Here is a 16,103-nt window from a genome sequence, read left to right as displayed (position 1 = left end):
CTTCTCGCCGTGCTCGGCAGCCAGCCCCGCCATCATCTTCGCGAAGATGCCTTTGTCGCTCCAACGCTTCCAGCGGTTGTAGAGCGTCTTGTGCGGGCCATATTCCTTCGGTGCATCTCGCCAGCGCAAGCCATTGCGATTGATGAAGATAATCCCGCTCAGGACGCGTCGATCATCGACGCGGGGCTTGCCATGGGACTTCGGGAAGTAGGGCTCCAGACGCGCCATCTGCGCATCGCTGAGCCAGAAGAGATCAGACATGTCACCGCTCAGTTTTCTGGCGGTGAATCACGCCCTTCCGCTCAGATCAATGGGTCCTGAACCTAGAGGGCATTCGTCGCATTGGAGCCATTCAAGCACATCCTGGAGGTTTTTCGCTCCGGAGGTCGCTTTGTCGCCAAGACCCTGGAAACTATCTTCAAAGGGATTGAAAGTCATGGGTGTCATTTCCTTGATTTGGCCGTTCATCGTTCAGATTGGCCGTTCTTCGTTGTGACGAAGCGGAAATTGACAGGCACTCTGCAAGAAAAGCCGCAACTAACTTGCCGGGTGGCTGTCATCTTTTCCGTTCTTCGTCGGGGGGGTCATTTAGTCGTTCCCGCTGGCCGCAGATCGCGCTGAAGCCCATGGGTCGAATGAGTTGTGGGCCGGCCTCTGCTGCCGGGACTGCGTAGCGTCCGGCGAGAGCATCGCTGTCGTCGAGGCGCGCTTGTAATGAGGCACGGGCAATCCTGCCTGCCAGGCGCGTAGCTGTGCCCTTCGCCAGATCATCGGCTTTTTCCGAAGCGGGATCGGGTCAGGAAAACTCGCGTCGGGCTTCGCCAAGCCGCGTCGCTGGGCGGAACGCGTCGACTCTCCCAGGATGCCTGCGACGTCGTCCGCCGTGCAGTGAGGCAGCTTCAGTTCGTCCCAACGCGAACGCGGCGGTGGCGCAAGGCCTTCGGCCTGCCAAATGGCATGCCACGGATAGCGACCGCCGACATGACGAATGCCAACCTTCCGCGCGAGCTCGCGAGCTGCCCTGGCCGACGGCAGTCTCCAATACTTGGCAAGCTCTTCCGCACTCGCCGAACCTGGGTCCTTGCTGTCGGTCTTCATGTCCGAGCCTCCTTGTGGGAAGGAGATCGGATCGTGCAGGCCCGGCCGGAAATGGCTGTGGCAGGTTCAAGCGCGCGTTCGGTCTGCGCGGCTTCACAAACTGCTTGACGCGTCCGAGGGCGCTTTCGCTGTAGGGGAAATTGACCAGATCTTGCCCAAACTCGGTGCCGCTCGGTGCCTCTCAGTGCCACTCGAGGCGGTTTTCGATGTGAGGGAGTTTTCTCGCTTAGAAGGCAGTTTCGCCTTGTAATCCCTTTGTTTGCTTGGCTATACGCGTCGGTGGAGACGTGGCCGAGTGGTCGAAGGCGCTCCCCTGCTAAGGGAGTAGGCGGGAAACCGTCTCGAGGGTTCGAATCCCTTCGTCTCCGCCACATTTAAAGCGTAAAACTCTGTTATATTGAAGTAATTTCGCGCCGCTTCCAGATCATTCCCACACTTGTTCCCACATCGCGCGCCCGTTGCCTTCGCAGGCTTCTGTCATTCAGTCACGCCATCATCGGTCAGGCCGGTAATCAGCGTCCTTTGACGGTCGCGGTCGATCTGGCCGTAGCTGCGCAGGGTCGTCAGCACATCGGTGTGCCCTAGGTTCTGTGACGTGGCGATCAGTTCGGCAACCGACTTAGCGTTCTTGGCAGCATCGCGCGCCAACATGTGGCGGAACGCATGGGGACCGTAGTTCGGGATGCCCGCAGCCTCGAAAGCCTCGCGCACGATCTTGCGCACCACTTCGGTGCTGCGCCACGGACGGCGGAGGAATCCGCTTACCCAGAATCCGTCATTGGCGCTTGGGGCGGTGGCGGTCGCGGGGAACAGCGGATCGTCAGGGCCGTAGAGTTCTGCCGCGTCGAGATGTGCCAGCCATGCAGCCAGCGCAGCTTCGGCCTCGTCGAATCCCTTGGCGAAGAACGTTTCCATCCGCTTGCCGAATTTAGTCGCGACCTCGCGTGGATTCTGCGTCACTGATTTCTCGGCCAGATCGACATGCTTGATGCGCAGCGACACTAAAGCCGACACCCGGATGCCAGTCAGGCACAACAGCGCGACGACAGCCCGGTCGCGCAAGTCGCGCGGGGTGGCCGTGGGCATCATCGCCAGGGCACGTTTGGCCTGCCGAACACTCGGTGCCGGCCGTTCGGGGGCCGCGCGAGCCTCGGCTTCGTCGCGGCGAGACAGGCGGAAGTAATCGGCGTCGCCGGGTTTGATCCGGCTGCGATAACCACCCGCGCAAGCCGCAAGGTCAGTGTGGCCCTGGACGAGTTCTATTGCCTTGCCTGCCGCAAAGCGCGCAAGCCCGCCGAGGGCTTTGCCGACTGCACCGTCAAGGACGGGCGCGCGATGCTGACCGCCCTGTGCGAAGTCTGCGAAGTCGTGGTCCACAAGCCGGTGTCCGTGGGCCGAATCCCCGAAATCGCACGGCTTCTGGACCTCATGACCACGCCGCGTCCGCTGCCCGACGCCCCCGCGCGAAAGGAAGCGTGAAAGCACATTAAGGAGGCGGACAGGCGTCCCCGTGTTTTTCCACTTCACGACACCACCGCCCGGCAGGGTTGCCGGTCTGCTGATCACGACCGAGGCGATGGTCGCGCAAAAGCCCGAGAAAGCAGGTCGCAGCAGCGCAATGTCCGACATGGGCGGAATGGACGGAATGATGTGAACGGCTGTGTTCTGTCGCCGAGAGGCGCGGGGCGCAGGGCGCAAAATCACATTTTCTATCTCAAAAGATACCGATCAATAATTGAAAAAACACTCGAGACCAGGAGAAATTCAAATGTCTAAGGGCGACAAGCGACGTGGCAATCGAGAAGTCAAGAAGCCGAAAAAGGTGAAGGAAAGGGTTTCTGCAACAGCAGACTCGACGAAGGGCAAAGTCTTGACCAACCTTGGCGAGCAAAAGAGGAAATAGGATCAGGACCTATTGATCTGGCTTCGTCTGTCGGGCTTGACAACGCCAAACTCCCGAGATTCGGAAGCGCAACATGAGGGACTTGTAGGGAGTGAGCGTCGATCAAATGCATAGGCTTCGATCGAACGCCCCAAGGATCACGATTCCATTCGACCAGTAGAATGTCTCACTGAGACCGACGTCGAAATACCACCAAAAGCAACGACCGGGCGGCGGAGAACCTATATGGCTATGATAAGACTGACAATCGGCAGGTCTCGATACCCGCTGTGATTATTGGGCCCGCGATGGCGAGATGCCAACCCAAGTTAGCGACAAGCCATGGCTTTGGACGTAAAGTGGCATAAACACTACGATAATTATATGATCGATTGCATTTGCTCATGAGTCCGATTTGCTCGTGAGTCTACGGGGGCGGAAGGGGGCGCGGATGCGCATTCAAGAATGAAAAGATTATTGAGGTGGGTGATGATGGCGGTAGCCGCTGTAGGTCTTGCAATCTCGGCTGCTTTGATCGGCCTACTAATGAACGGCGGCCTGAACTTCAATTAAGCAAGACCGCCAAAGTGACTGAAATTGATCTATGTTTCCGCCATCTGGGTGAAAGGGACCCTACACCGATGTTAGATATTTTCCACAGGACGTCCTGGTTGGTTGTGGGAGGCGTTGTTGCAGTTGGCATCGCGGTCATTGCCTACTTCAGTCTCGGTTATCCTGCTAAATTATGGGAGAGCGATGCTCCCGCCGCGACCGCGCCAGTCAGCGAATAATAATCTAGAACCATCCTGACGAGGGCCTGGCTCGGTTCTTGCGCCAGTCAACGCGCATTTTGTGACGTATCGAATTCCGAAGCTCCCGAATTGCCTGAATTCTTCCATTTAAATTGTGATCGGCCAATTTAGGCTCAGGACCCATTGATCAGCACGGCTTCGCGTGATTCAGCCTCCGATTGAAGGAGACTGACGATGAGCGATCTCTTCTGGCTGACCGACGTGCAGATGGAACGGCTGCGGCCCTACTTTCCGAAGTCGTATGGCAAGCCGCGGGTCGATGACAAGCGTGTTCTGAGCGGGATTATATTCGTCAATCGCAACGGCTTGCGCTGGCGGGACGCGCCGCGTGAATACGGCCCGCACAAGACACTTCACAACCGCTGGATCAGGTGGAGCCGCATGGGCGTTTTCGCGCGGATCATGGAGGGGCTCGCCGCGGAGCAGGCCGATTGCAGGACGATCATGATCGACGCGACCACGGCCTCGAGCCTGCAGGCTCAAAAGGGGGGCGTGGCCGTCCGATCGGCCGGACCAAGGGCGGCATGAACACAAAACTGCATGTCGTGACCGACCGGGATGGACGGCCTGTCCGTCTCTTCGTGACCGCCGGCCAGGTCAGCGACTACAAGGGCGCGCTACAGAGCCAGCTGCCTCAGGCGGACCGGCTGATCGCCGACCAAAGATACGATGCCGACTGATTCCGTAACGCGTTGTCAGACAGCAAAATTCGCGCCTGCATTCCGCCGCGAGAGTCGCGCACGGCCCCAATCAAATACGACAAGCGTCGATACCGGCGCCGCCACCGCATCGAGATCATGTTCGGCCGTATCAAGGACTGGCGCCGGATTGCCACCCGCCATGATGGATGTCCGAAAGTCTTCCTCTCGGCCATCGCGCTCGCTGCGACCGTCATTTACTGGTTATGAGTCCTGAGCCTAGGTTCTCGAAGGCGGCATCGTTCGGAGCGAATACTGTGACCTGACCGCACTGGCTCAAGCTATGAACCATACTGGTCGCTGCCAGAAGATAGTGCAGAAAATTCAGATCCCTATCTTCGGCGATGATCGCGGCAACCGTTTCGGCTCCGATGTCCATCTGAGCGCGGAGCACATTCGGCGCAAAAAGGAGAGATGCCGCTCCCACAAAATATGTTTCAAGGAATTTACGGCGACTCATGAGTAGCCCTCTATTGCAAGTTCGGATGATTGAATACGACCCGGTCAGGAACATGCAGAACTTGGAAAAATACGGATATGGCACGATTTCAATCGGCGGATGACGTTTCGCCATCTCGCCGTGTGTCAGACTTTGCTGATCGCTGGTCGGCACAATTGAATGCGGGAAGAAAGTCATTTCCCGCATATTCGAGCGGGGCCCAACCACAATACCTTGGCTCTATTGGTTACTTCCTCGCACCATAAGCGCGGTCAAGCTTTGCAATTTTAGATCGGGACGTTGTCGAACAGTTCGTCATCATCATCCGAGCCGAGCCGAAGAGTGTCGACGGTTTCCGTTTTCGAGGCGGCGATCAGATCGCGCAGTAGCAGCAAGCCATGCGTCTTTCCCTCTTTGCTGTTCGCACAGATAGATTTATTCACCTCGTTCAGCTCTCCATTTACACTTATTGGATTCATCGCAGTGACTCCCAGTTGCGGGGCTACTCATCGGGAAAGTCGACGGCGCTCATTCTTCAAACATCTTGACCAACAGATGACTCGATCCGGTAAAGCCATCTAAATAATATTTGAGGGTATAAATGAGCGCCGTCTCACCGCCACGGCCTCCCCAACCGCGATGGAAGATTCTCTTATAAAGCGAAAGATATGGCTCGGTGCCAACACAGGTTAGGACGCTATGTAGTTCCCCGCTCATCACCTATGGACCGCCGAATTATAAATCATCCCGTGATTCGTCAGGTGTTCATCGGCGCAACTCAGATTCCCCGAACCAGCCGTTCGTAATAACGCGTAGAGGTATCGCATGATACGAGATTAGAAATTCTGGGCAAAATGATAATTTATTGCGTCAGCGCGCTTGGTTGCTTTGGCACACTCCCGGAGCTTCATCTTGAGTTGCATACAGACTATAAACCTCTCCCCGTTACACCGTTGACCCAACCGAACAGCCTGCTCCATCTTCCATTGCATTTGGATGATCGTGTGCCGCAAGTCGAACCAAAACTCCGACCTTGAGATCACAAAGGGCACTCTGCCGTCCTGAGTAGCTTCCCGAGACTGGCATTATATGATGAATGTCGCGCCCGACTGCTACTGGAACTAGGTTCTGAGACCCGACGCTTCGGTTCGTTGGGTCAAAGGCAATCCATCCAGCACCTGGTACATATATCTCGACCCAAGCATGCGTAGACCCTGAACCCAGCGACCCGACGAGGCTCATCTCGGGATCGGACAGATAGCCCGAGACGATGCGGGCGCCAAAGCCAAGCCGGCGAACTGCCTCTGCAAGCAGGACCGCGAAATCACGGCACGAGCCCCATCGCCGGTCTAGTGTCTCGATCGGTGACTGGGTGCCTTCAGTGTCGCGGCTCTGGTAGGAAATCTGACTGAACACGCCATTGCTGATGTCCTTCAGCAAGGACAGCGTGTCGGTCGGGCGTGCCATGACAAACCCATGTACCCATAGGGAAAGCCGACCGTCCGGGTCGGGATATTGCAGAACCGTTAACGCGCCCAGATCCGTCCATTCGTCGTCGGCGTACACAAAGGGGTACTGCGCGGCCGAGGCGGCGATGGCAAAGACCGGCCATGCAGGCGCGGTGAGCTCCACTGTGGCACGGCTCTCGATCACCAGATGATCCGTCACGCCGTCAAAGACGGCGGTGGCGACAGCGTTGCCGGCCACGTCATGCGCCCAAGCTACCGTCGCCGTCGGAGAAATGGAGAGGGCATGCGCAAGTAGTCGCAGTTCCCTCGTTTCTCGGGGACGTAGCATCAACCGATGGGGCCCAAGAGGGACCTCGTGACGGTACCTGTAGGTCGTGGTGTGAACGATCTCAAGGCAGGTCAAAATGATGTTCCAGTTGGGATTGAGGGAGACGGCGGGCGGCTGCGGGGATCAGCGGCGGCGAGCTGTGCCCGTGCTGACGGGCGCGGCGTTCCGCCAAGCACTCAACCCCTTGCAGCGCCGGCAAATCCGTTCTCCGAAGCCTTCGCTCCGGAATGAGGTTTTGCATCGCAGGCATCTGCGTTCTTGCGGCACATCCGCCACGGCCCTTGGGGTCGCGATATCCAGTACGTCACGCCCGACGATGGCCTCGTCCGCCATCACGTTTTCCCCGCAGCCAGACGGATGCGTGCCGGCGGTGAGTCCGGTCGTGAAGGCATGCCTTCGTTTTCGGCGGTCCGGATCGACTCTTCGTCCCGCGCTCCTCGGTCGGTCGTCTTCGAAGGCAGCGCAGCCAGGGTCGGATCGGATCTCCCAGACCCGGAATATAGGTGTCGCAGGTGCGCCTCAGAGACCCCGTCGGCCTTCATCACGAGCTGTACCATCGGATCAGCCAGCATCTCTTCAAGGAAAATGTCGGACAACTCCCTGCCGGTCAGCTTGTCCCTGGCGCGTGCTTGGTCGAGGTCGGCAAGGGAAACACTCAGAGTCCGTTCAAGGCCCGGATGAGGTATCCGGGGATGAAGCTTCACAAGGACGGAGGCTTTCCAAGCTGCGGGATCCCGTTGATCAGGGGGCGAAGCCACCTCTGTTTCGATCTCGTATTCTCCCGCCGGAAGCGTCTCGTCAAAGCCCGAAACGTTGAAGGGCCTGGAAAAAACCGCAACGGTCTTGCTCGTCAGATCTTCCATTCGCTCATTCCTTTCCCATGGTGCTGTGGGCGGCCCACGCCCCTCACGGGAATGAGGCGCGTGACCGATGTAAGGCCTTATGATGTCTTGGAGTCCGCGGATGCATCCTCGCCAGAAGCCTTGGGCTCGGTCTCCTTAGCAGGTGTCGTCGCCATTTTCGCCGGCTTGCGATTTAACGCAGCCGCAGCCCTAGCGGTCAGGTCCTTGAAGGACATGTCATCGATCCTTTGATATCCGACGCCAACTCCTCGTCCATGTCGGACCGGGATACCTGACGTCGGTACTGACTATATGGGGATTGGCGAGCCCGTTTACGATGGTGCATCGAAAAAGAAACCGAGGTCAGTCAGGCCAATTCATCCGTCCAGAGCTTGAATTACATCTATGTGTTCTCGCCGGATGTCTGGGTCAGAGGGACATCGGAAGCATCGCGACCGCGCGCGATCAGGATTCCCGCAAACCTGGGCTTGTTGTTCCGCGGGGCGAACATGTGCCATTCACTAGCGAGAACCACCTCCATCCACGCGGCAACCCCCCGGGTAAATACGGGAGAGGCTCCCCGATGTCGCTCAGGTATCCGATCCAGTAGCGGGCCGGAATGTTCATGCATCGGCACAGGGCGATGGCGAAATGAGCAAAGTCGCGGCAGATTCCCTGCCCCATGGCGAGGGTCTGCGACGCGGTGCGCGTCGCCTTTGCTTGCATATATCAGAAGCGGACATGTCCATGCACGAAATCGCAGATCCCCTGGACGCGTGACCATCCGGCGTCCGTGGTCTCAAATAGGCACACGCCTCCTCCGATAGAAGGTCGGTGTCGCAATACCGGCTGCCCAGCAGAAACACGAGCGTCTAGAAAGGGAGATTCTGAACCGCATGCTGCCGCGCGCCGGGAATGGAGAGATCGGGCTGGCTTGTGTCGCGGAAGATGCCATCCGTCGACAGGCAGAAGTCGCCCGCCAGAGCCAGGACGCGCGTGCACCAATTGCCGAACCCATTCCAGTAGCTTTCAAGCGGCACCCTCGGCGACGTGACAAGGTAGTCGGCACGCTCCAGATCGCCGCAGCGCGATTAGTGGACGTTCAGCATCGCAATCACCGGCGTCGACTGCGCGAAGCTGTATCGCAGCCGGCACCCAATGCTAACGCGCATGGCTGCCGTCCGCGCGAGAAGACTCACCAAAGGTTGTTTCATCGGACCTTGCTCTCTTGCGGACCAGAGCTCGCAATTTGAAGCGTGAGTTTTCGATGATCTGAGCGTGAGCGTTCCGGTCAGCCGTCGAGTAGGCGCGGCCGGTAGCGGGGAGGCGCTGCAATTCGGTCTCGTCGGCATGCCCTCGTTCTCAGCCACCTGGATCGAGAAATCCGTCGGGACTATCGGTTGGGTGCTGTTGGTCATCGGAGGGAGAGCTTGAGCAAGGCCGCAGCGGCAAGAGCCTGTTCCTTCTGGTGGTAGTCGCCGCGGAACTTGCCATCGACCTGCACCTCCCAGATGCCGCTTCTTTCGCAGATCTGAACCCCACCGCGCTGTGCCGGCCGGTCCGTGGAAGATTCCTGTGCTGCTCTGCGTTTCGGCGGCACGCGTTTTATGTCGATCATTTCCGGCTCATTCGCCCTTGGTACGCGCGCTTCTCCGATGAGCATCACGGCGCGAATGAATTCTTCCGCATAATCAGCGGTTTCGCGGTAGTCGTGTTCGCGCCGGGCCATACTCACCGGCTCCACGAACCGTTCTCGCAGGTGGACCACGAAACGCGGTTCTGTCCGGGCCATGTAGGCGATCAGAGCTTGCAGGATCCGTTCATGAGCCAGCACACGCCGTTCGAGGTCGGTGGTCTCTGGGAAAGCTATCGGCATGGCTCGGTTCATCCTTCATCGACCGCGCGTTGCGGACGCTCCGGCAACGCGTCAACATCAAGGGCTGCCAGGCAGGCCTGCGCGATATCACGGTTCGGAGCATCTGTTCCGGGCACCGTCGCCCAGCCGGCCTCCATTAGGGCATCGCGGCGCTGATAGGTCGAGGCGGCCCGGATCGTTTCGAGCTTTTCGGCCCGTGCTGGGTCAGACTGTGCCATCTCAAGGCAAACCGGCACCATGGAGGCGACGACATCGTCTTGGGACATCTCCATTGCCCTGTCATTCGCCGTGCCGCCCGTCACCCAGCCGCCCCATGTAAAACCGACTACCGCGACAAGAGCCGCGCCGATCATGGCACCATAGATACCGGGTTTGAGCCATTCGGGGGTATTCATTTCAAGTCCTCCTGCGGAGAAAGCGCCGCATCGCCGTGATTGTTCTTCTCAGTCGTGCCCTGATCCCGGCTTAGCGCCGCTTCCAAGTCGCTCTTGGAAATGGCGCATATCTCTGTCCGTCCCGCATGAATGCCCCTCCCGCGCACGGTCAGGTAGGTCGCCGTCCGGCGATACGCCTTGAAGGTGAGCCCTTGGAGAAGCTCTTCTTCGACAAGAACCTCGTATTCGCCCGCGGGCAAATCTCCCAAATATCCTGGTAAGCTGAACGGGTTAAAAAATGTCACCGTCGATCTGGTCGACCGCATGGTCATCTCTGGTCTCCGCGATGTTGGCAGATCCGTCGCTCACCACTGTTGACGGCCCCTTGGAGTGCGGGACGGCACGGGCGAACGATCTTAATTCTTTTACCTCGGGATTCTCCGACCGACGCTGACGCATGTTAGTCCCGGGCGCGCAGAGCCCATCGCGATCTCCCTTCTGGGCAGTCACCAGCACTGACCTGTGTTAGGGCGGCGAGAGCGATCTGCGCCCATCCTTTCAGAAACGGAGATAATCTGCGTTCCTGCAACCGTTGGAAGGAGTGGCGATGGCCGATCCCGATGTTCTCGACTCGCATCCGCCCGAGTTTGATCGGTTCCTCCATGCTACCGTCGGCGAAGACCGAAACGGCTATGCCGTGACTGTGCTCTCCATGCTTGCGCGGCTCGGCCTAGACCCATGGAAGGAAACCGCTGAACTTGCAGCGCTCGGGCGTAACGATGCGCGAGCGCGGTTGGGAACGCTATTGGCGCGATTTCGCGACGTTCCCACGCTCACAAACAACCAGGGCACGATTGCACAAGATCTGAGCCAGCTGCTCCCTGATCGTCCGACGTCGGGCGCTCTGCACCGGACTTCCAAGACGGTTAATGGCGGCCACCAAATCGCCGCTAACTCAATCTGGGTGATATTGGCGATTATTCTTACGCTCTTTCAGCTGCTGACCTTTTTCGCAAAAGGGGCAGGCCAATGACAGGATCCGATCACGCCTCAGAAAAATCAGAACATGCTGAGCAAGAGTCTAGGATGCCGTCGCCACGCGATCAGGACCTTCTTTGGGACCTGGAAGAACGGTTCTGGAGCAGTGGCGCCAAAAGTGCGAAATCGACAACCGCAAAAGACGCAGTGATGATCCTTCCCTATCCTCCGGGGATCTTCCAGGGTGACAAAGTCTGGAACTTCACTCGTGAGAATACTGGTTGGCGAACTGTCGCGATGACAGAGCGTCGAGTGACGTGGCGCGATAGCATCGCAATTCTCACCTACCGTGTCTCAGCTGAGAAACCAAATCTAGCGATTTACGTCGCCCTCTGCGCCTCAACCTATCTTCACGATGAGGACAGGTGGTTCAGACTATCTCATCAGCAAACCGTGGTCGCCTGATCCATTTGCAACGCGCGCATCCAGACTAACCTGTGTCAGTCGGCGTGTTGCCAACACTGGCTATATGAGATGTGTGCCCGCCGAAAATTTGGTGGTGCAGTTATTTGATCACCGGAGAAGCGTGCGAGCATGTCGATCCAATCAGGACGTTATGTTCGCACGCTTCATATTCTCAGGACTCTTAGGAAAGGACAATTTAAATGCCCCCCGAACAGAACAAGACTGCCTAGAAGATGACCTCTGTGAAGGCTGCGTGGGACAAGGCGCCCGCTGGTCCGAGGAAGGACACGGCGCTCAAACATTACCGGGCAACCGAGAAGGCGCACATGGCGAAAAACGACGCCGGTACTAACAAGGAACTCGATGCGGCAACAAATGCCCTTAAATGAGCTCCAGAAACTATCTTGATCCTGGGCGCCGCCTGCTGAGCGAGAGTGGGCGGCCATTTCACTTGAGCAGCGGTCCGGTCTGGTCCAGATATGCCGGGTCGAACCCTGCAAGGTCCACCAGCCCGAAATAGTCTTGAAACGTCACGCGGCCGTCTCGAAAGGTCACGAGGCCGTCCTCGCGCAGCTGACGCAGGACACGGTTCACATGGACCGCGCTGAGCCCCAGCGTATCGGCGAGGTGGTATTGCGTCAGAGGGCAGTCGAAACCTTCCCTGATGCCGACGCCGATCAGCGCAAGCCTCGATCCTAGTTCCAGCAGGAAGTGCGCCATCCGGGCGTCCGCATCACGCCGACCGATCCCGACGAGATGCTCGACCACCATGGCCTCGTCACGCGATGCCGCCCAGAGGATGGCGGTCGCAAGACGCGGCGTCTGCGCGAAGGCATCGAGAAGATCGCTCGCCAGCACTTCGGCGGCCTCAATGTCGACGAGAGGTTCGAAGCTGTGATCCGACGTGCGCAACAGGACGCTGCGCAGTCCCAGAAAATCCCCCGGCACCTGAAAATCAACGATCTGCCGCGTCCCATCGGCCTGAAGCTTGTAGGAACAAACCCAACCCGACGACAGAATGTACGCGGCCTGCGCCGACTGGCCCTGATGCACCATGTCACGCCCCGCGACAAATGAGCGGCGACGCTGGTGCAGTCGCTCAAGCACGGCCAGCTCGGCCTGCGACAGGGCGACGAAGGCAGATAGCTTGCGGGTTAAGGGGCTTTGTTCGGCTGATGTCATGGAGGCTCCCGGCGTGTCATGACCCAAGAGCGGAAATCGGCCAGGACGCTGCTCTGGATTAGTCTAGCGTAGAGCACTTCCTGCGAGAAGTACGGATGTATCTGACACTCGCCTCCCACGGCGATCACGATGCCGACGAAGGGGCGCCGTATATTGCTACCTCCGATAAGGATGGGATGCCGCTCAATATAGGGAAAAAACAGAAGTAAACGCTCGCATCCGACGCAAAAAACCGGTCAGCTTGCGCCCGGAAGCTCTTATCGATGCTCTCGGCCAGAATCGGTCATTCTGCGTCCGCGCGGTAAAGGTCTATCTCCAGAATCTGCGTCGCATCGCCTCGCCCCTATTGAATTTAATGCGCGTGACACCACTTTCATCATAACCACAGTGATAAGCGCGGAACGCAATTTTCTCGCAGCTCTTGGTTTCCACAGCGTATTCGTCAGGCGAACAGTGAGCAGAGTCTCAATGGACGGCTCGCGAACGTTGGGTCTGCCAAGACCAAGGATTTTTTCTTCTGATTACGTGTGATCCGTTCAGAAGAAGTCGAATGGTAGCATGCACAGCGCGGCGGCGCTTCCTCCGCCCGAGGACATCCCGATGAAAAGAACCTTTTCGCGCAACGCTGCGCCCGATCGACGTGAGGATGCCGGACGATCGCCGATGTCCGGATCTGTTTCGGATGACCTGAAGGCATCTGCCGCAGGGTCGCCCGTTGCAATCGTCTATTGTGAAGGACATTTTGGCCGGATTGATGGCAAAACAGCCAACGGATTGATCCGGCATTCTGCAGCATATCGGATCGCGTCGGTCGTCGACAGCACCCAAGCTGGCCGGGATACCGGGCATCTCCTCGACGGGGTCGTAAACGGCATTCCAGTGGTCGCCAATCTGAAAGATGCCGTCCGCAAAGCAAATTGCGTTCCGGATTATTTGATCTATGGAATGGCACCGTCGGCCGGCAAGCTGTCTGCGTTGGATCGCCTGGTAATCTTGGAGGCCATCGAGCATGGCATGAATATTGTTAGTGGGCTGCATGAGTATCTCGGCGATGATCCGGAGATCGCAGCGGCAGCCAAGGTCGGGCAGGTTTCGATCCGCGATATTCGCAAGCCCAAGCCGAGCAAGAACATGCGTCTCTTCGATGGCTCTGTCGGAGCGGTGGGCGCAATTCGAATAGCCGTTCTGGGCACTGACTGCGCAATAGGCAAAAGGACAACGGCCACGCTTCTGGTAAGCGCCCTGAACAAAGCGGGTATACGGACCGTCCTGGTCGGAACAGGCCAAACGGGACTGATGCAGGGCGCACGTTTCGGCATCGCCATGGACGCGATCCCTCCTCAATTCTGCTGCGGCGAGCTGGAAGGTGAAGTGGTCGCTGCATTCGCCTTGGAGGCACCTCACGCTATCGTAATTGAAGGTCAGGGTGCGCTGAGTCACCCGGCCTTCTGCACCTCGGCTTTCATCCTCCGAGGTAGCCAACCGGATGCTGTAATCCTGCAACACGCCCCCCGCCGTCCACATCGTTGCGATTTCCCCCAGATGCCGATGCCGGACCCCACGTCTGAAATCGCTCTGATTGAGGCTTTCGCTCCAACACGGGTGATCGGGATGACCCTGAACCACGAAGGGATGCTCAACGATGAAATCGCGCCCGCCATTTCCTACTGGAATGGCAAGCTGAGCCTGCCGGTCACCGATGCACTGACCCGGCCGGCGACTGAACTATTGGACATGGTTTTGTCCGCATTCCCCGAACTCGCCCCGGCCCCTACCGAGGCGGGAGCATGACCACGCCACGCATAGAGGTCGACCTTACTAAGATCAGACAGAATGCGAGGAAGCTGGTGGATTGCCTCGCGCCCCTTGGCATTTCAGTCGTCGGGGTAACGAAAGGGGTCTGCGGGCACCCGGAGATCGCACGCGCGATGCTAGACGGAGGCGTCACGGTATTGGGCGATGCTCGCGTTTCCAACGTCGAACGCATGCGCACAGCTGGTATCACGTCTCCGATCGTCCTGATCCGCACCCCGATGCTCAGTCAGGTCGATAGGATCGTTCCGACGTGTGGCACAAGTCTCAATACAGATTTCGGAGTCATCGAAGCCCTGTCCAATGCGGCCCGACGGGCTGGCTGTATCCACCGAGTGATCCTCATGACCGAGATGGGGGACGAACGCGAAGGTCTTTCACCGTCTGCAATGCGAGATATAGCGCAGCGGATGATGGGCCTCGCAGGTGTGTCGCTGGCCGGAATCGGTTCAAATTTCTCCTGCCTCACGGGGCGCACCCCTCCGCCGATGGCAATGCATGCGCTCTCACGGCTTGCTGCCACGATTGAGCGCGACTGCGGCATTCCGATGAGGATAGTCTCGGGTGGAAACTCGGCTAATCTTGCGTCGTTGCTGGGTGGCGTGCGGCCCGAACGTATAAACCAATTGCGTCTCGGCGAAGCCATTCTTTTGGGACGAGATCCGCTTACACACCAACCTATAGACGGCCTTGCAACAGATGCGTTCACGCTCGTGGCCGAGGTCATCGAATCCACGATGGACGCACCGACCTCACTTCGCCGTTCGCCGGGCAGCTCGGCCAGTCAGCGCAGTGCAAGGATTCGAGGCGGCAAGTCCCTGATCGCTCTTGGGGATCAGGATACGGACACAAGGGGTCTTTCGTTCCAGGATGGACTGACAAGGCAAGGTTCGACCAGCGATCACCTCATCCTGCGCACGATGCACTCGCCACTGGTCGTGGGCAGTGAGGTGCAATTTCAACCAAGCTATTCCGCGCTGATGCGAGCGATGAGTGCCACCGACATCGCGGTCGAGGTCAGCAATACACACGACATGGTCAGGTCGTCCTCACAACGAAAATCCCATCTCGACTTGGAAAGAGCATGAGCGCTGAGCATGGCGCAAACGGGTCCGCATTGCAAATGGATCGGTGCGAAAGCGTTGAAAGCAAGCGTTGCGTGGCAGCCCTCATTATGCTCCGGTCGTCCCGCGGGGCAGACGTTGGCGCAAAAAGCAGCGAAGGCCAGCTTTCCGCCTTTTCCTGAAGCTTCGGCTTCGCCCAGTTTTCCGCCGCGGTACGTCCGCTTTAAGCTCGCAGCATCTGACTGCACCTACAGCATGTATTGCGCTCGCGATCGTCAGTTTGAGCTCTCCGCCGTAATCTGGTGGTTTCGCTCAGGTATGCTGGTCATTTGCCTGATATCCTGCGCGCATGCCGGGGTCTTACGTCGGGAGCTGAAGACGATCCAAATGGCGTCCGATCGTCGAGCGTGACGGCGCGGGATCGCCGGGGAACCGCTTGAGCTGCCCCAACCGAGTGGTCCAGGTTGATTGTTAGTGCATCGCTGGTCGCCGGTCGACGGCTATGATGCTCTCCGGCGCCGGAGGCCTGTAGCCCAAGGCGCTGTGGGGCCGGACGGTATTGTAGTGGCGACGCCACCGCTCGATGAGGATCTGGGCCTCACGGAGCGAATAGAAAACCTCTCCGTCGAGCAGCTCGTTGCGGAATCGAGCGTTGAAGCTTTCGCAGTAGCCGTTCTCCCAAGGTGAGCCAGGCTCGATGTAGGCGGTCTTGGCACCGACGGCGCCGATCCAGTCGCGGACCTTCAGAGCAACAAATTCGGCACCGTTGTCGGACCTTATAAAC

At 58.5% G+C, this 16,103-nt stretch carries 17 protein-coding genes, 1 tRNA gene and 1 pseudogene; 7 read left to right on the top strand and 12 right to left on the bottom strand.

Annotated features, from left to right (window positions below):
• A partial coding sequence (locus BUB76_RS17030; protein WP_073130362.1) for an IS5/IS1182 family transposase occupies positions 1-261 on the bottom strand: 261 nt, incomplete at its 3' end.
• A gap of 327 nt (positions 262-588) precedes the next feature.
• Positions 589-1,098, bottom strand: a complete 510-nt coding sequence (locus tag BUB76_RS17755; protein WP_139250918.1) for a hypothetical protein — start codon at positions 1,096-1,098, stop codon at positions 589-591.
• Between the two features lie 281 nt (positions 1,099-1,379).
• Here BUB76_RS17755 and BUB76_RS17020 point away from each other — a divergent pair.
• Positions 1,380-1,469 (top strand) — tRNA-Ser (locus BUB76_RS17020).
• 106 nt (positions 1,470-1,575) lie between these two features.
• Here BUB76_RS17020 and BUB76_RS18220 read toward each other — a convergent pair.
• Positions 1,576-2,475, bottom strand: coding sequence for a tyrosine-type recombinase/integrase (locus tag BUB76_RS18220; RefSeq protein ID WP_269085832.1), 900 nt, complete (start codon positions 2,473-2,475; stop codon positions 1,576-1,578).
• A gap of 1,491 nt (positions 2,476-3,966) precedes the next feature.
• Here BUB76_RS18220 and BUB76_RS17445 point away from each other — a divergent pair.
• Positions 3,967-4,700: pseudogene (locus tag BUB76_RS17445) on the top strand (IS5 family transposase).
• Here the strand turns inward: BUB76_RS17445 and BUB76_RS17750 are convergent.
• The 7 genes from BUB76_RS17750 to BUB76_RS16970 form a co-directional block, all read right to left on the bottom strand.
• Positions 4,684-5,136: a fasciclin domain-containing protein gene (locus tag BUB76_RS17750; protein WP_139250917.1), complete on the bottom strand. Its 453-nt coding sequence runs from the start codon at positions 5,134-5,136 to the stop codon at positions 4,684-4,686. The pseudogene BUB76_RS17445 and the gene BUB76_RS17750 overlap by 17 nt on opposite strands.
• Before the next feature lie 738 nt (positions 5,137-5,874).
• Positions 5,875-6,801: a transglutaminase family protein gene (locus tag BUB76_RS16995; RefSeq protein ID WP_073130623.1), complete on the bottom strand. Its 927-nt coding sequence runs from the start codon at positions 6,799-6,801 to the stop codon at positions 5,875-5,877.
• Positions 6,802-7,058: 257 nt separating this feature from the next.
• Positions 7,059-7,589, bottom strand: a complete 531-nt coding sequence (locus tag BUB76_RS16990) for a hypothetical protein (protein ID WP_073130606.1) — start codon at positions 7,587-7,589, stop codon at positions 7,059-7,061.
• Positions 7,590-8,033: 444 nt separating this feature from the next.
• Complete coding sequence (locus BUB76_RS18215; protein ID WP_236737955.1) at positions 8,034-8,252, bottom strand: transglutaminase-like domain-containing protein; 219 nt, start codon at positions 8,250-8,252, stop codon at positions 8,034-8,036.
• Positions 8,253-8,982: 730 nt separating this feature from the next.
• Positions 8,983-9,456: a hypothetical protein gene (locus BUB76_RS16980; RefSeq protein ID WP_236737954.1), complete on the bottom strand. Its 474-nt coding sequence runs from the start codon at positions 9,454-9,456 to the stop codon at positions 8,983-8,985.
• Positions 9,453-9,839 carry a hypothetical protein gene (locus BUB76_RS16975; protein WP_073130600.1) on the bottom strand — a complete coding sequence of 129 codons (387 nt, stop codon included), beginning with the start codon at positions 9,837-9,839 and terminating at the stop codon, positions 9,453-9,455. Before BUB76_RS16975 ends, BUB76_RS16980 begins: the two co-directional genes overlap by 4 nt.
• Complete coding sequence (locus tag BUB76_RS16970) at positions 9,836-10,150, bottom strand: hypothetical protein (RefSeq protein ID WP_073130596.1); 315 nt, start codon at positions 10,148-10,150, stop codon at positions 9,836-9,838. The genes BUB76_RS16975 and BUB76_RS16970 overlap by 4 nt, the downstream gene beginning before the upstream one ends.
• 275 nt (positions 10,151-10,425) lie before the next feature.
• Here BUB76_RS16970 and BUB76_RS16965 point away from each other — a divergent pair, with 275 nt between their 5' ends.
• The 3 genes from BUB76_RS16965 (at position 10,426) to BUB76_RS16955 (ending at position 11,650) form a co-directional block, all read left to right on the top strand.
• The gene (locus tag BUB76_RS16965; protein WP_073130593.1) at positions 10,426-10,851 is read left to right on the top strand and encodes a hypothetical protein; all 426 of its coding nucleotides are present in this window, start codon (positions 10,426-10,428) and stop codon (positions 10,849-10,851) included.
• The gene (locus tag BUB76_RS16960; protein ID WP_236737953.1) at positions 10,848-11,261 is read left to right on the top strand and encodes a hypothetical protein; all 414 of its coding nucleotides are present in this window, start codon (positions 10,848-10,850) and stop codon (positions 11,259-11,261) included. The genes BUB76_RS16965 and BUB76_RS16960 overlap by 4 nt, the downstream gene beginning before the upstream one ends.
• A gap of 233 nt (positions 11,262-11,494) precedes the next feature.
• Positions 11,495-11,650, top strand: coding sequence for a hypothetical protein (locus BUB76_RS16955; protein ID WP_236737952.1), 156 nt, complete (start codon positions 11,495-11,497; stop codon positions 11,648-11,650).
• 58 nt (positions 11,651-11,708) lie between these two features.
• Here BUB76_RS16955 and BUB76_RS16950 read toward each other — a convergent pair whose 3' ends face one another.
• Positions 11,709-12,443 (bottom strand): Crp/Fnr family transcriptional regulator, encoded by a 735-nt coding sequence (locus BUB76_RS16950; RefSeq protein WP_073130587.1) that lies wholly within the window; start codon positions 12,441-12,443, stop codon positions 11,709-11,711.
• Between the two features lie 600 nt (positions 12,444-13,043).
• Between BUB76_RS16950 and BUB76_RS16945 the strand changes: the two genes are divergently transcribed.
• A complete protein-coding gene (locus tag BUB76_RS16945; protein ID WP_084140739.1) occupies positions 13,044-14,234 on the top strand; it encodes an N-acetyltransferase DgcN family protein in 1,191 nt (396 codons plus the stop codon).
• Positions 14,231-15,343, top strand: coding sequence for an alanine racemase (locus BUB76_RS16940; RefSeq protein ID WP_073130582.1), 1,113 nt, complete (start codon positions 14,231-14,233; stop codon positions 15,341-15,343). The genes BUB76_RS16945 and BUB76_RS16940 overlap by 4 nt, the downstream gene beginning before the upstream one ends.
• A 447-nt stretch (positions 15,344-15,790) precedes the next feature.
• Here the strand turns inward: BUB76_RS16940 and BUB76_RS16935 are convergent.
• On the bottom strand, positions 15,791-16,103 hold a 313-nt coding region (locus tag BUB76_RS16935; protein WP_139250819.1), incomplete at its 5' end, for an integrase core domain-containing protein.

Origin of the sequence: Palleronia salina, from assembly GCF_900141995.1 — a bacterium.
Taxonomy (GTDB): Bacteria; Pseudomonadota; Alphaproteobacteria; order Rhodobacterales; family Rhodobacteraceae; genus Palleronia; species Palleronia salina.
This window is presented reverse-complemented; position numbering and strand designations above follow the sequence as displayed.

Coding starts and splice junctions, on each gene's coding strand:
- BUB76_RS16975 (WP_073130600.1), bottom strand. CDS start 9,839: ATGAATACCCCCGAATGGCTCAAACCCGGTATCTATGGTGCCATGATC.
- BUB76_RS16990 (WP_073130606.1), bottom strand. CDS start 7,589: ATGGAAGATCTGACGAGCAAGACCGTTGCGGTTTTTTCCAGGCCCTTC.
- BUB76_RS17755 (WP_139250918.1), bottom strand. CDS start 1,098: ATGAAGACCGACAGCAAGGACCCAGGTTCGGCGAGTGCGGAAGAGCTT.
- BUB76_RS18215 (WP_236737955.1), bottom strand. CDS start 8,252: ATGGGGCAGGGAATCTGCCGCGACTTTGCTCATTTCGCCATCGCCCTG.
- BUB76_RS16980 (WP_236737954.1), bottom strand. CDS start 9,456: ATGAACCGAGCCATGCCGATAGCTTTCCCAGAGACCACCGACCTCGAA.
- BUB76_RS16970 (WP_073130596.1), bottom strand. CDS start 10,150: ATGACCATGCGGTCGACCAGATCGACGGTGACATTTTTTAACCCGTTC.
- BUB76_RS17750 (WP_139250917.1), bottom strand. CDS start 5,136: ATGCGGGAAATGACTTTCTTCCCGCATTCAATTGTGCCGACCAGCGAT.
- BUB76_RS16955 (WP_236737952.1), top strand. CDS start 11,495: ATGACCTCTGTGAAGGCTGCGTGGGACAAGGCGCCCGCTGGTCCGAGG.
- BUB76_RS16945 (WP_084140739.1), top strand. CDS start 13,044: ATGAAAAGAACCTTTTCGCGCAACGCTGCGCCCGATCGACGTGAGGAT.
- BUB76_RS16960 (WP_236737953.1), top strand. CDS start 10,848: ATGACAGGATCCGATCACGCCTCAGAAAAATCAGAACATGCTGAGCAA.
- BUB76_RS16965 (WP_073130593.1), top strand. CDS start 10,426: ATGGCCGATCCCGATGTTCTCGACTCGCATCCGCCCGAGTTTGATCGG.
- BUB76_RS16950 (WP_073130587.1), bottom strand. CDS start 12,443: ATGACATCAGCCGAACAAAGCCCCTTAACCCGCAAGCTATCTGCCTTC.
- BUB76_RS16940 (WP_073130582.1), top strand. CDS start 14,231: ATGACCACGCCACGCATAGAGGTCGACCTTACTAAGATCAGACAGAAT.